This is a genomic window from Variovorax atrisoli 110B, assembly GCF_000382045.1.
Classification (GTDB): Bacteria; Pseudomonadota; Gammaproteobacteria; order Burkholderiales; family Burkholderiaceae_C; genus Variovorax; species Variovorax atrisoli.
Map to the genome: position 1 here is coordinate 362,493 of NZ_KB907450.1, position 13,821 is coordinate 376,313.

Below are 13,821 nucleotides of genomic sequence, written 5' to 3' on the forward strand. Positions count from 1 at the left end.
GCATGGCGAAGATTCCAACCGGCAACTTCGGCTTTCGGGTGCCACAGGGCGGCGACACCACGCCGATGCCCCAGGTCGACAACCAGGTGGGCGATGCGACCCAGCGGCTGGGCGCGACAGCTGTAGGCATTGCTGGCAGCATGCTCGAGCAGCAGAAGCACGAGGCCAAGATCGCGGCCGACCGCGCCACGCAGGTGCAGGTGATGACCGCGCACGCGAACATCCAGAACGGCCTGGCCGACGCCTTCGACGCGGTGAACGCCGACGTGCTGGATGGCAAGACGGACAAGATCGCAGCCACCGCTGCGTGGCGCGACACCTCGCAGAAGATCATTGCCGACAACCTGAAGGGCGTGCCCGCCGACCGCGCGCCGCTGGTGGCCGCCCAGGTCAAAGGGCTGGAAGGGCAACTCCAGAACCGTCTGTTCGACACCTTCCGCAAGCGCGACCAGCAGGATGTGGCCGCCGGCCTGCTCACCTACAACGAACAGATGCAGCGCTTCGCCGCGACGGACCCGAAGGCCGCAATCCAGCAGTGGGGCACGTTCGTGGACCAGATGGGGCCGGGCGCCGGCTGGCCTGCGGAGCGCATCGCCAAGGAAAAGCAGACCTTCATCGAAGGCGTGACCTTCAACCAGTTCCGGCGCGCGGGCCAGCAGGCGATGCAGTCGGGCAGCGTGGCGGCCATCGAAGAGGTGCAAAAGCGCCTCGCCGGCCCCGAGGGCGACGCGCTCGACCCGGCGAAGCGCAACACGCTCGACCAGACGCTCTTCGGCTGGCGCACGAGCATCGAGGCGAAGCAGGCGCGCGCCGCCGACAAGGCCGAGCGGGACGCCACGAAGCGCTTCAACACCGCCACCGACACGCTGAACCAGTGGGGCGACATGGCGCTCAACGGCGCCACCGCATCCCCCGAGTTCATCGCCACCGCCGTGCAGCAGGTCGAGGGCATTCCCGAACTGCAGCCGCGCCTGCGTGACCTGCTGGAGACGCAGAAGGCGGTGTCCGGTTTCGCCAACCAGTCTGCGGCCCAGCGTGCGGCCATCCTCGAAGACGCGCGCGCCGAGCGCTCGAACCCCGCCCGCGGCACGGACCCCGCCGGCGAGCGCCGCCTGAAGGCTGCCGAGCAGATCGACGACCGCCTGCGCCAGAAGGTCAACAACGGCGAGGCTTGGGCGGCGGCCCAGAGCGTGGGTGTCATCGGCGCCGCGCCGCTCATGCAGATCACCAACCCTCAGCAGGCTCTGCAGGTCTTCCAGCAGCGCACGCAGGACATCACCGCGGTGGAGGCCTGGGCCGGGCGCAAGGTGTCCCCGCTGCAGCCCCAGGAGGCCGAGCAGTTCCAGAAGATCGTGCGGACGCTGAAGCCCGACCAGGCCGCCTCGCTGCTCGGCCAGATCGGCGGGGTGGTCGGTGATGCCGATCGGATCGCGGCCATCGCCAAGCAGATCGGCGACAAGGACAACACGATGGGCATGGCGATGCTCTACGCCAACTCGAAGACGACGCAGGGCCGCTACACCGCGGAACTGGTGCTCCAGGGCGAGCAGGCCATTCGCGACAAGACGGTGCGCATCGACGGCGCCGTGGAATCCGGCTGGCGGGCCGACATCGCTAAGAAGGTGCGCGGCGCCTACTCGAACCAGGAGGTCGAGAACAACATCGTCGATGCGGCATTCAAGATCGCCGCGGCGAAGGGCGGCGACATCGACAACGCGATCAACCTCGCGGCCGGCGGCATCATCGAACGCAACGGCGGCAAGATCCCGCTGCCCTACGGGATGAAGGAGCCGGAGTTCGACAAGCGCATCAAGGCATTCACCGCGGCCGACCTCGCCGGCCAGGCGCCCGACGGCTTCGTGCAGGCCGGCCCCGCGCGCATGCCGCTCGCCGACTTTGTGAAGACGCTCCCCGATGCGCGGCTCGTGCATGCCGGGCAGGGCCTCTACAACGTGCGCGCCGGCAACACCCTGGTGACCAACGAGCGCGGCCAGCGCATCACCCTGAAGGTCAGCCCATGATCGACGCGATGTTCCAGCAGGGCACCGACCAGGCCCTCGACGACCAGATCCAGCGGCCCGCGCCCTTCAAGAAAGAGGGCCCGGGCTTCAGCACTTTCGGGCTTGGCCGCGGTGCGGTGCTGGGTGTCGGCGGCGGTGCGGCGAACACGCTGGCCTTCGGAGCCGAGCTGGTGGGCGCGTTCGGCGACGTGGCGGGCGCCGGCGGCTTCAACCAGGGCGGCATGTTCAGCACGCCGACCGCAGAGGAGAAGCGCCAACAGGATGAGGCCGCCAAGCGCCTGCGCGAGCAGGGCCCGAACTTCAGCAACGAGGCGGGCGACATGTTCCGGCAGCGCGCCAAGGAGATCATGCCCGACCCCGCGACCACGCACGCGAGCGAGCAGGTCGTGGCCGGCGTCTCGCAGTTCGCGACCCAGGCCATCGGCTACGCGGCCACGACCGGCCCGGCCGCGCCGTTCCTGCTGGGCGCCGACGTGGGCATGGCCGAGGCCGACAAACTCAAGCAGCAGGGCGTGGACTTTGAGACTCGGACGAAGGCCGGCCTCGTGTCCGGCGCGGTGGCCGGTGTCTCCGTCGCGCTGCCCGTGGCGGTGCCCGGCTCGGTGGCGAAGACTGCCGCGCTGGTCGCAGTCGGCGGCCCGGGCGGGTTCGTGGCGCAGAACGCCGCCGAGCGCGCCATCCTGAACAACGCCGGGTACAAGGACATCGCCAGCACCTACGATCCGCTCGACCCCGTGGGCCTGGCGCTGTCGACACTGGTGCCGGCCGGCTTCGGCGCGGTGGCCGTGCGCGGCGCGCGCACGAAAGCGGCGCCGACGCTGAAGGAGGTGGTGCTCGGCATCGAGAGCAACGGGCAGCGCTACGACGCCAAGGGGAACGTGCTGACCTCGCCCAAGGGCGCCAAGGGCGAGATGCAGGTCATGGACGGCACCAATCTGGACCCGGGATTCGGCGTCCGTCCGGCGGCCGACAACAGCCTCGCCGAGCGCGCCCGCGTGGGCAGCGACTACCTCGACGCCATGCTCAAACGCTACGGCAGCGAGGACAAGGCCATGGCCGCCTACAACGCCGGCCCGGGGGCGCTCGACAAGGCGCTCGCGCGCGCGGCGAAGGAGGGCGGGGACTACCTGCGGTTCCTGCCCGAGGAGACGCAGGCCTATGTCACCAAGGGCATGAAGCGGCTTGGCGAGGAGCGTACGAACGCTGGTGCGCGCGAGGCCATCGCCCGCGATCCTGACCTCGTGGCTGCGGCCCGCGTACGCCAGACGCTCAACGCGATCGACAGCTACCGCCTTAGCGGCGACGGCGACATTGCCGGCATGTCGCGGCACCAGGACGCCATGGAAGCCGCCCACGACCAGCTCGCCCGCGGCGAGCCCGTGAGCGTGTCCGACCTGCTGGCGCTGGATTCCGTGCGCGCCGGCCGCCTGCTGGACGACCAGATCGCCGCAGGCGAAGCCCAGCGCGCCTCCCTGCTCGGTGAAGCCGGGAACATCGCCGACGCCGGCCAGGTGCGCCAGATCCGCGCTGAGCTCGATCAGGTGAAGACGCAGCGCCCGGACGACAGCGCCGCGGCCATCAAGGCGCGCGCGAAGGAGCTGCAGGAATCCGACCAGCTGAGCTACAAGCAGGCCCAGGCTGCGGCCCGCAAGGAGATCGCCTCGGCGCTGGAGACGCACGATGCGCAGATCCAGCGGCTGAATGGCTTGCTCGACCAGAACGCGCGGGCGCAGCGCGCCGCTGAGGATGTCGGCCGGGTGGATGCAGAACTGGCCAGCCTTCGGGAGCAGCGCGCGGAACTGGATGTGCCGGCCACGTCGCCCCGCTCGCTGGCGCTGGCCCTGAACGAGGCTTTCCGGCCGCCGCCGGCGCCGCGCGTGCGCACCGCAGTGGAAGCGCAGCCGCGCGCCACCGGCCGGCAGATGCTGGCTGCGGCAGGGGAATCGACGCCCGCGGCGACGGCTCCGGCCCGCGGTGTCAGCGCTGGCGAGCCTGCTATCAATTCAGGAAAACCAGCCGAGTCGGCGCCCGCGGACACAGCCGCCCTTGACCGCCAGGCCGCCGAGGTCGCGGACCTGCAGCCCGACCTCATGGTGCAACTCGAAGGCATGGACAAGCCCGTGCGCGCGGCCGACTTGCTCGAGCAGGTGAAGAAGGAGGCGGCTGACGAAACCCGCGATGCGTCGCTGATAGACGTGGCGGCGAACTGCTTCCTACGCAGTAGCTGAGGCGACGAGCATGACCAGCGACAACACGGCCGCCGCGCCGACCATCAGGGCGAGAACCTTCCAGTACGCCTTCGTGGCTTCCCATGCGTCCTGCCAGCGCCCGCGCGCGGCCCAAGCGGACAGCGGGATCGGCGCGAACAGCACGGCAATGCCCGCGAGGAACAACAGAAAGGACTGCATGTGAAGCCCAATTGTGTCACCGCCGTACAAGAGGCGGCGAAAAAGCTGGGGCGCAACGCCCTGACGGCCGCTCAGCTGCAGGCCATCGACGACCGCATCAACGCCACGATGCGCCGCCTTGCCCGCAGCGATCCGGACTGGCAGGCCAAGAGCACCGACCAGCGCGTCATCGAGGCCGCGCAGGCCGCCATGGCCGACATCCAGGCCGAGGCCGCGCGCAAGGTGGCGAACGCCCAGCGCCAGATCCTGAAGACCGCGGCCACCGACATCCGCATCACCGAAGGCATGGCTCAGTTCAAGGAAGGCCGCAGCCGCGCCCTCGTGAACGACATCGACAACACCGGCCACTACATCAACGGGATCAAGCAGGAAGCCGTGGGCAACATGGTCGACCTGATGGAGGCGGCCAAGACGGGCGAGGGCGCCGGCTTCGGGCGCCGCGTCATGATGTTCCTGTTCGACGCCGACAACCCGCGGATGACGCGCGACCTGGCCACCGAGATCTATCGCAACGGCGACGGCAGCACCGGCAACAAGATCGCGGCCGAGGGCGCGAAGGCATACCTGAATGTGATCGAGGGCCTGCGCCAGCGCTTCAACAGCGCCGGCGGCGACGTGGGGCGGCTGGAGTACGGCTACATCCCCCAGCCGCACGACGCCGCCAAGGTGCGCGGAGCCGGCGACGCCGCGGCGCGCGAGGCGTGGGTCGACCGCATTGCGCCCCTGCTGGACCGCTCGCGCTACGTGCTGGAGGACGGGTCGCGCATGGGGGACGCGGAGTTCCGCGCGCTGCTCGGCCGGGCCTGGGAGACGATCAGCAGCGACGGCGCGAACAAGCGCGAGCCTGGCGCCTTCGGCGGCAACGGCGCGAAGGCCAACGCCGGCAGCGAGTCGCGGCAGATCCACTTCAAGGACGCCGACAGCTACATGGCCTACATGAAGGACTTCGGCACCGGCAGCATGTACGACGCGGTGATCGGGCACGTGGGCCGGATGGCGCGCGACATCGGGCTGATCGAGCGATACGGTCCGAATCCGAACTCGCAGATGCGCCTGCAGTTCGACCTGGCCGACCGGGCAGACGGTGGCATCAAACGCGACTTCGGACTGCGCCCGCAGAGCTACTGGGACCAGCTCAACGGAACGGCCGGCACGCCGCAGAGCGCGAAGCTCGCGCAGCTCGGCACCGACGCGCGCAACATCCAGACGTTCGGCAAGCTGGGAAGCGCGGTGATCTCCAGCATCACCGACCTGGGCACCTTCATGACGACGACCGGCTACAACAAGCTCGGGTACTGGGACGCCATCGCCAACCTCGGCAAGACGGCCGCCAGCAAGGACGCGCGCGACTTCATGACCACGCACGGGATCATCGCCGAATCGATGATCGGAGACATGAATCGCTGGACGGGCGACAACATCCGCCAGACCTGGAGCGGGCGGCTCGCGAACAGCACCATGAAGCTATCCCTGATGAACGCCTGGACCGACACGCTGCGCCGCGCGTTCTCTCTCACGATGATGCAGGGCTTGGCCCGCATGTCGAAGACGGAATGGGGCAAGCTGACCGAGTGGGACCGCACGCTGATGGAGCGCCGCGGCATCACCGAGGCCGACTGGCAGGTGATCACGAAGGCCGACCTCACCGAGTTCGGTGGCAAGCAGCATCTCACGCCAGAGGCGATCCGGGCCACGAACGACGACCGCGCGAGCGAGGTGGTGGCCAAGGTGCTCGGCCTGATCCAGAACGAGAGCGAGTTTGCCGTGCTCAATCCAGACCTCGCGACGAAGACTCTGGCCAGCGGTGGCGCTACGCAGCGCGGCACCGTGCGCGGCGAGCTCGCGCGCAGCGTCATGCAGTTCAAATCGTTCCCCATCGCCATGGTGTCGCGCCACTGGCGCCGCATGCTGGAGGCGCCGCAGGTCACGGACGGCAGCGCGCCGGTTCTGGCCAACCGGGTGATGTACGCGGGCGCGCTCATGGTAACCACCACCGCCCTCGGCGCTATCGCGCTGCAGGCGAAGCAGTTGGTGGCCGGCAAAGACCCGATCGACATGCAGGGGCCGCACGCGGGCAAGTTTTGGACAAAGGCAGTTGCCCAAGGAGGCGGCCTCTCTATCGTCGGAGATTTCTTGCTGGCCGATTCAACAGACCAGCCCGGCGGATTCGTTTCGAACGCGGCGAAGTCTGTGCTGGGGCCGGCTCTTGGCTCTGTCTTCGAACTTGCATCTATCGGGAAGACCAACATCGACCGCAAGCTCGCAGGAAAGACGACCCACACGGCAGCCGAATCGCTGCAGTGGGCGCGCGCGAACACGCCCTACACCGGCATCTGGTACGCGCGCGCCGCGCTTGACCACGCCGGCCTGCACGCCCTGCAGGAGAACCTGAGCCCGGGCTACCTCGGGAAGATGAAGGCGCGGTCGGCCAAGGACTTTGGGCAGTCCTACTGGTGGAACCCCGGCACCGGCATGCCAGACCGCGCGCCCGATTTCGGAAAGGCGGTGGGTCAATGAAGCAAGAGCAATTCGAGCGTCTTCAGGCGCTGCACGAGAAGCTGGTCGACGTGTTCCTCGACGAGGCCGACCCCGACAAATGGCCCGGCACTGGCGTCGCGGTCGCGAGCTGGGACCAACAGACCCGCGGGGATCGCTACTGGGTCAAGAAGAACGCTGTGGCCACCATCGCGCTGACGCAGCGCATCCAGTCGCTGGTCACTGTCGTGCGCCATGCCACCGCAGCCGGCGGCGGTGAGGAGACGCCTGAGGCCGTGACCGATCCGCAGGACGACCTGGACAAACAGGTAGCCGACGCTGAGAAGGAGGCCGCGAAGTTGCTGGCCAACCTGCAGAACCCGAAGGCGAAGGCGGACTTCGACAGGAAGGTGCATGGAAAAGCGTGAGATCAGTTTTCTCGCCTTCTTCCTGATCTGGGCCAAAGCCCGCAACTGGGTGGTGCCGGACGTGCATGTCCGCGCGTGCCACTGGCTCGAGCACCGCGGTTCGCTGGCGGTGCTGCGCTGCTTCCGCGGCTTCGGCAAGTCCACCATCCTCGCCGTCTACAACGCCTGGCGCTACTACTGCGACCAGACCTACCGCATCCTCCATCAGTCCGAAGCGGACAAGACCGCGTACAAGACCAGCCGCGACACGCAGTACGTGCTGCGCAACCATCCGCTGACGCGCGGCATGCTGCCGCCAGGGCAACTGTCCGTCGAGGCGTGGTGGCTCACCGGATCGTCGGACCCGCGGAATGCCTCGATGTACGCCAAGGGCATCCTGTCGAACGTCACGAGCGCGCGCGCCGACGAGTGCCAAAACGATGACGTGGAGGTGCCGCGCAACATCGGCACGCCCGAGGCGCGCGAGAAGCTGCGGTATCGCCTCGGCGAGCAGACGCACATCCTGGTCCCGGGCGGGCGGCAACTCTACATCGGCACGCCGCACACGCACGACAGCCTCTACGACGAACAGGAGAAGCTGGGGGCCGACTGCCTGACGATCCGCATGTTCGAACGCGAGCACCGCACCGAGAAGCCGGCGATGGTGATCGACCCTGGCTTCGCGCCCGAGTTCATCTTCGTGGGGATCGGCCGTGGCGCGCGGTGCCTCGTCGTTGGCATCGACTACCAGCTGATCGGCACCCAGGTGCACTTCGCCGGAATGCCGGAAGGGGTCGTCGACTGCTATGCCGGCAGCGCCTGGCCGGAACGATTCGACCGCGCTGAGATGGAGCAGCGCCGGCGCAAGACGAGAACCCTGAACGAGTGGGATAGCCAGTACCAGCTGCACAGCAAGCCCATCGGTGAGATCCGGCTGGACCCCGAGAAGATCATCCCCTATGAGATGAAGCCGGTCCTGAAGCGCGCGAACCGGGAAGCCATGCTGATGCTGGGCAATGTGCGCATCGTGAGCGCCGCGTGCCGCTGGGACTGCGCCATGGGCAAGATCGACACGGACGCCTCGGCAATCTCGCTGGTCTACAGCGATGCGGCCGGGCGGCTGTACTGGCAGTTCGCGATCGGCCTCACCGGCGACATCGACGAGCAGTGCGAGAGCATCCGCAAGCTGGTGATCGAGTACCACATCCCGAGCGTGACGGTTGAGACGAACGGCCCGGGAGGCTTCGTGCCGCCGATCCTGCGCAAGCACCTGCGCGGCCAAGGGGGGAAGAAGCCGCTGCCAGCCGTGGCGTGCGGCGTGGTGGAGGACCACGTGGGCACGAACAAGAACAAGGACATCCTCGACGCCTTCGAAGCGCCCATGTCCATCGGCGCACTCTGGGCGCATGTCGACGTCCTCGACGGCCCGATGTGGGACCAGATGAAGGACTGGAACCCCGCCGTCACTACCCAGCCGGACGACTACCTGGACTCGGGCGCGAGGGCGATTCGGGCCAATCCCGTGCGGATCGGCAACGGGCACAGCGCCGGGATTCCGGCAGCGGTCGAGCGTGCAATCTGGCGGCCAGATTCTGGCGTCCATGAAGTCACGCTGGAGGCCTCTGAATGACCGTCCCCGTCCAAACCCCCGTGTCGAACCACATCGGCAACGGCATCACCACCTCCTTCGCCTACGGGTTCAAGCTGCTCGATGAGGTCGACATCAATGTTTCCGTCGACGGGGTTGTTCTGAGCCTGGGCGTCGACTACACGGTGACAGGGGTCGATGTTGAAGCCGGCGGCACGGTCGTCTTCGCGGTCGCACCCGCGGCCCTGAGCGCCGTGGCCCTCGTGCGGCGCGTGGCGCTCAACCGGCTCACGGACTACCAGTACTCAGGGGATTTCCAGTCCGACACCGTGAATCGGGATTTCGACCGCATGGTGATGATGCTGCAGGACAGCGGCCTCGCGCTCGCGAACACGATTCGCCTCCCTCCTGGTGATGCGGCCAGCGGCGTGCTCCCCGACGCTGCAGGGCGTGCACTCAAGGGCCTGGCCTTCGATGCCGAAGGCGATCTCTTCCTGACCGCTGCGGCTGGCAACGCTGATGTGCTCGCCGCGGCCCTCGGCTCGTCCAGCACCGCATCGCAAGGCGGGGGCCTGGTGGCCTACGATTCCTCCAAGAGCTATGCCGCAGGCACCGTCGGGAAGGGGATCAAGGATGCGGCGCAGGCCGGGGCCGATGCTTCGGCCACCGCCGCCGGCGCGGTCACGAACATCAACACGTACAAGACCGATATCGCCGACCTCACCAACTCGGCGAAAGGCGCGGCCCTTGTGGCGTACAAGACGACGTACACCGGCGGCGTGGGGCGCTCGCTGGCTGCAAAGCTCGCCGACACCCTGAGCGTCAAAGACTTCGGCGCCGTGGGCAACGGCGTGGCTGATGACACCACCGCGCTGCAGGCCGCCATCAACGCAGCGAACGCCAGCGGCAAGGTCGTCTATCTGCCCGCCGGCATCTATCGGACGACCTCGGTTCTGTCCGTCACGAAGGGCATTCGCATCACCGGCGACGGCGCCAGCCCTTACAACCCGCAGATCGGCACGGTAGGAGGCGGCTCGTGGCTGCACTTCGACCACATGGGCAACGGCATCTATGTGCTGCAGTCCGGCAACTTCACGTCTGGCGTGCGTTTCGACAACTTCGGGACGCGCCGCACGCAGCCCGCGCCGGCGCCAGGATGGACGCCGACCGCCTACGACTACGACATCGTGGTCGATAACTCGGACGTCGACATCAGCGACTTCGTGCTCCTGAATCCCGCCAAGGGCATCAAGCTGATCAACGGCAACGCCGGCCGGCTCATGATCAACCGGCTTCGCGGGCAACCGCTCATGACCGGCATCCGAATCGAAGAATGCTTCGACGTGGTGCACTTCAACCAGATCCACTTCTGGCCGTTCTGGCAGATCGACAGCCGCGTCACCGACTACACGTTGATCAACAGCAACGCCTTCGAGTTCTTCCGCTGCGACAACCCGCTGCTGTCGAACATCTTCACGATCCTCTACAAGGCCGGCATCTACATCGGGCAGGGCACGACGGGCACGGTGTCGAAGATGCACCTGGTAAACGGCGACTTCGACGCCGGCACCTATGGCATCTGGGTGGGCGCCGCATCGAACGGCGCCACCGGGCAATTCAACAACGTCACCAGCGAGCCGAAGCCGGGCATCGCGAACACCTACGGCATCTACGTCGAAGGGTCCAATGCGCTGCTCGACTTCGGGCTCGTTGGCCTGAACAACACCCGCAACAACGCGGTCCGCGTCAACGGCTCCAACAACGAGTTGCGCTTCGCATCCCTGACGGTGAAGGGCTACGACCTGGGCGCGCAGAACTTCCCTGCGATCGAGGCCCTGAACTCCAACATCGTGCGTTTCGCGCAGACGCCGTACATCATCAACGGTGGCGGTTCCGGCGGGCGTTTCGCGGAGGCCACGGGCGCGATCTACTCTCCGGAATGGCGCAGCTTCGCGCCGTCGGTCACGCCTTCATCGGGGACGATCAGCGCTTTCGGCACGGTGTCGGGCCGGTTCATGCGGCACGGCAATTCCTGCAAGGTGGCGGTCGACATCTCGATCACCACCAATGGCACCGGCGCCGGTGCGATCAACGTTCAACTGCCGGTCACCGCCCAGTTCCAGGCGACCGGCGCCGGGCGGGACGTGAACGTCGGCGGGAACATGCTGTCGTTCAACTTCAACGGCAACACTGGCGGCATCCTGAAGTACGACAACTCGTACCCGGCCGCAAACGGCAGTCGCCTGGTTGCTACGGGCGAGTATCCGATTTCGTGAGGCGCTAAATGAAGCACGACTTGAGCGACATCGTGAAACTCGACCCGACGACCACGGATCTCGGAGAGCTGCGGGACAGAGTTGGCAACCTCGAGGAGGGATTCGGCACCTTCCAGACCGAGCTCGCCGAAAACACTGCGGCCACGAAGCGCATCGAAGGCAATACGGCGGAGCTGATCGAGGCATTCGCCAACGTCAAGGGCGCGTTCAAGGTGCTCAACTGGATCGGCAAGTTCGCGCGACCGTTGGGTTATATCGCTGGCCTGCTCGCCGCGGTGGCCAGTCTGTGGACCGCCTATAAGACCGGCACGACGGTCACGCCGAAATGAACGCCAAGGCCAGACTCATCGCCAAGGTGGGTGCCGTTGCAGCAGCGGCGGCCGTGGCTTTCGTGGCTGGCAAGGAAGGCACGGTGCCGCGCACCTACCTTGATCCGATCGGCATCATCACCGCGTGCACCGGGCACGTGGACCCGACCCTGAAGCTCGGCACGACCTACACCGCCGAGCAGTGCCGCGACATGCTCTACGAGGACCTGGCCAAGCATGCCGACGACCTCGATTGCATCAAGAAGCCGCTCACGGACAACCAGAAGGTTGCGTTTCTGTCGTTCACGTTCAACGTCGGCCGGCCTGCTTTCTGCGGGTCGACCCTCGTGCGCAAGGCCAACGCTGGCGACATGGCCGGCGCGTGCGCCGAGCTGTCGCGCTGGGTCATGGCCGGCGGGCGGCAACTGCCTGGCTTGGTGAGCCGCCGCGCGGCTGAGCGCGCGTTGTGCGAGACGCCATGAGATGCATCGCCTGCGGCAGAGAGGGCCACGTGGCTGCGAACTGCCCGCGCGAATTCTGGAAGCTCAAGCTATGCCGCTGACCTGGGCGCTATCCAACTGGAAGCTGCTCGGTCTTGCCGTGCTGCTGGCGCTGCTGGGCCTGCAGACGGTGCGCGTGTCCGAGCTGCAGCAGGCCGCCGCTGAGCGCCGCGCCGTCGACGCTGAGAGCCAGCGCTTGGCCGAGCGTGCGCAGCGCACCGAAGAACAGCGCCGCACCGCGGCAGTCGCCCAGGAGGCCTCCAATGCTCAGACCCGCATCGCTTCTCTCGAAGATGACCTGCAGCGCGCTCGCGCTGCTTCTGACGGCGTGCGCAGTGCAGCCGCCGGCGCCGCCGGTCGAGCCCGCGCGAATTCCTGCCCTGCCGCCGCAGGCACGCGCCAGCATGGTGACGACGCCCTCGGGCTGCTCGTTGACGTGCTCGGCCGGGCTGACCAACGCGCGGGAGAGCTGGCGGAATACGCTGACCGGCTCCGGATTGCCGGCGTTGCCTGCGAGCGCTCCTACGACGCGCTGACCACAACTCAGAGAAGGTAGCGCAGCGTCGAAACCGCGACGCCAACGCGCCGGTTATCGTCCAGCCCTTCGATCACTTCGGAGATCGTGACCGGCTTGCAGCCGATGCTGAGCGATCCGTATCGCGCTCCCAGCGGCACGGACACTGCGCGCACTTCTCCCGGCTCCATGGTGACAGGCACGACGTTCGATCCGGCGACCAGATCGACACGCCGAGTCATCGGCAGGAAGTTGTGCAGCTTCACCTCAACGCTGCGCGCGCGCTTGGTCTGGTCGAGGCCGACCGACGCCGTGCCGCGTGTCCACCGCGTTTTCCCCTCGCCGTCGAACCAGCCATCATCCTGCGCGGTCGACTCCACGAGGAGCGAGGGGTCGCCCAGGTCGATCACCTCGCCTGCTAGCACGCCGGTGTAGATGTCGCCCCGGTCGGTTGCCGGGCACTTTCTGAACCGCACGAGCCAGCCGGTGCGCATCATCTGCTCCACCAGGTACTCTCGCTGGAATCCCAGCTCGCACCATCCGTAGGTCCGTATCGCACGCAAGGAGAGCCCATCCAGGCGCGGCCCCCAGGCGAAGGGCACGATCTTGCGCCAGTAGCTGTCCTTCGCGATGACGGGCTCGCCGGCCAGCAACAGCCGGCCTTCGGGCTTCAGCACGTCGCGCAAGCGCAGCAACGTGTCGGCATGGTCGAGGCTGTGGTGGAAGGCCTCGTAGAACAGCACGCGGTCGAATTTCTTGCCGGGCACCGGATCGCCGAACAGGCCCTTCACGGTGTTGATCTTGATCCCCATGGCCTGGGCCTGGCGGTCGATGATGCGCAGGTAGCGCTCGTCGATGTCGATGACCGAGACGTCGCAACCCATGCGAGCCAGGGCGAGGGCGATCTGGCCATCACCCGCACCGTACTCCAGCACCGCATCGCCGGCGCGGACCTCCATCGCGGTGATGATCGCGCCCGCGGCGCTGAGCGAATCGCCCACCATGCGGCTGTCGTTGTAGCGGTAGATTGATGGGGTGTAGGGGCCTTCAGCGAAGCCGTCTAAGAAGTCGGAGCGCTCGTTCTCGGCCGCGTTGTAGCCGGCGGTGCCCGAAAGGGAGGCGAGGAATTTGCGGCATGCACTCAGGTGCTGCTCGCCGAAGGGGTCGTTCTGCAGCATGGCCGGCGGCACACCTTCGGCGCTCAGGTAGACATCGCATAGCCGATCGATGCGGGACATCTCGTCCGGCAGTTGCTCGATCTCCTCCTGCATCGCCGCGAATTGCTCGAGCGAGCTGATAGCCGTCTTCATCATCGCCTCCAGGG

The 13,821-nt window shown here is 67.3% G+C and carries 11 protein-coding genes; 9 read left to right on the forward strand and 2 right to left on the reverse strand.

The features are described from left to right. Window positions 1-2: 2 nt before the first annotated feature. Both G369_RS0101805 and G369_RS0101810 read left to right on the forward strand, forming a co-directional pair. A complete protein-coding gene (locus G369_RS0101805) occupies window positions 3-2,021 on the forward strand; it encodes a hypothetical protein (RefSeq protein WP_020722920.1) in 2,019 nt (672 codons plus the stop codon). Continuing rightward, entirely contained in the window at window positions 2,018-4,249 is a 2,232-nt protein-coding gene (locus G369_RS0101810) for a transglycosylase SLT domain-containing protein (protein WP_019652265.1), read from the forward strand. Before G369_RS0101805 ends, G369_RS0101810 begins: the two co-directional genes overlap by 4 nt. On the opposite strand, the gene G369_RS0101815 is transcribed toward G369_RS0101810, so the two are convergent. Next, window positions 4,235-4,429, reverse strand: a complete 195-nt coding sequence (locus G369_RS0101815; RefSeq protein ID WP_019652266.1) for a hypothetical protein — start codon at window positions 4,427-4,429, stop codon at window positions 4,235-4,237. The two genes, G369_RS0101810 and G369_RS0101815, sit on opposite strands and share 15 nt — an antisense overlap. Here G369_RS0101815 and G369_RS0101820 point away from each other — a divergent pair, their 5' ends adjacent. From G369_RS0101820 to G369_RS37440, 7 genes are all read left to right on the forward strand, one after another. Then, window positions 4,430-6,946 carry a hypothetical protein gene (locus G369_RS0101820; protein ID WP_019652267.1) on the forward strand — a complete coding sequence of 839 codons (2,517 nt, stop codon included), beginning with the start codon at window positions 4,430-4,432 and terminating at the stop codon, window positions 6,944-6,946. Then, window positions 6,943-7,332 carry a hypothetical protein gene (locus G369_RS0101825; protein WP_019652268.1) on the forward strand — a complete coding sequence of 130 codons (390 nt, stop codon included), beginning with the start codon at window positions 6,943-6,945 and terminating at the stop codon, window positions 7,330-7,332. The genes G369_RS0101820 and G369_RS0101825 overlap by 4 nt, the downstream gene beginning before the upstream one ends. Then, the gene (gene terL, locus G369_RS0101830; RefSeq protein ID WP_019652269.1) at window positions 7,319-8,941 is read left to right on the forward strand and encodes a phage terminase large subunit; all 1,623 of its coding nucleotides are present in this window, start codon (window positions 7,319-7,321) and stop codon (window positions 8,939-8,941) included. Before G369_RS0101825 ends, terL begins: the two co-directional genes overlap by 14 nt. Further along, window positions 8,938-11,175, forward strand: a complete 2,238-nt coding sequence (locus G369_RS39690; protein WP_019652270.1) for a glycosyl hydrolase family 28-related protein — start codon at window positions 8,938-8,940, stop codon at window positions 11,173-11,175. The genes terL and G369_RS39690 overlap by 4 nt, the downstream gene beginning before the upstream one ends. A 20-nt stretch (window positions 11,176-11,195) precedes the next feature. Next, window positions 11,196-11,504 carry a hypothetical protein gene (locus tag G369_RS35320; RefSeq protein ID WP_020722921.1) on the forward strand — a complete coding sequence of 103 codons (309 nt, stop codon included), beginning with the start codon at window positions 11,196-11,198 and terminating at the stop codon, window positions 11,502-11,504. Then, window positions 11,501-11,965 carry a lysozyme gene (locus G369_RS0101845; RefSeq protein WP_019652272.1) on the forward strand — a complete coding sequence of 155 codons (465 nt, stop codon included), beginning with the start codon at window positions 11,501-11,503 and terminating at the stop codon, window positions 11,963-11,965. The genes G369_RS35320 and G369_RS0101845 overlap by 4 nt, the downstream gene beginning before the upstream one ends. A 70-nt stretch (window positions 11,966-12,035) precedes the next feature. Continuing rightward, window positions 12,036-12,539, forward strand: a complete 504-nt coding sequence (locus tag G369_RS37440) for a DUF2514 family protein (RefSeq protein WP_080647785.1) — start codon at window positions 12,036-12,038, stop codon at window positions 12,537-12,539. Here G369_RS37440 and G369_RS37005 read toward each other — a convergent pair. Then, the gene (locus G369_RS37005; RefSeq protein ID WP_020722922.1) at window positions 12,527-13,807 is read right to left on the reverse strand and encodes a class I SAM-dependent methyltransferase; all 1,281 of its coding nucleotides are present in this window, start codon (window positions 13,805-13,807) and stop codon (window positions 12,527-12,529) included. The genes G369_RS37440 and G369_RS37005 overlap by 13 nt on opposite strands. Between the last annotated feature and the right edge of the window lie 14 nt (window positions 13,808-13,821).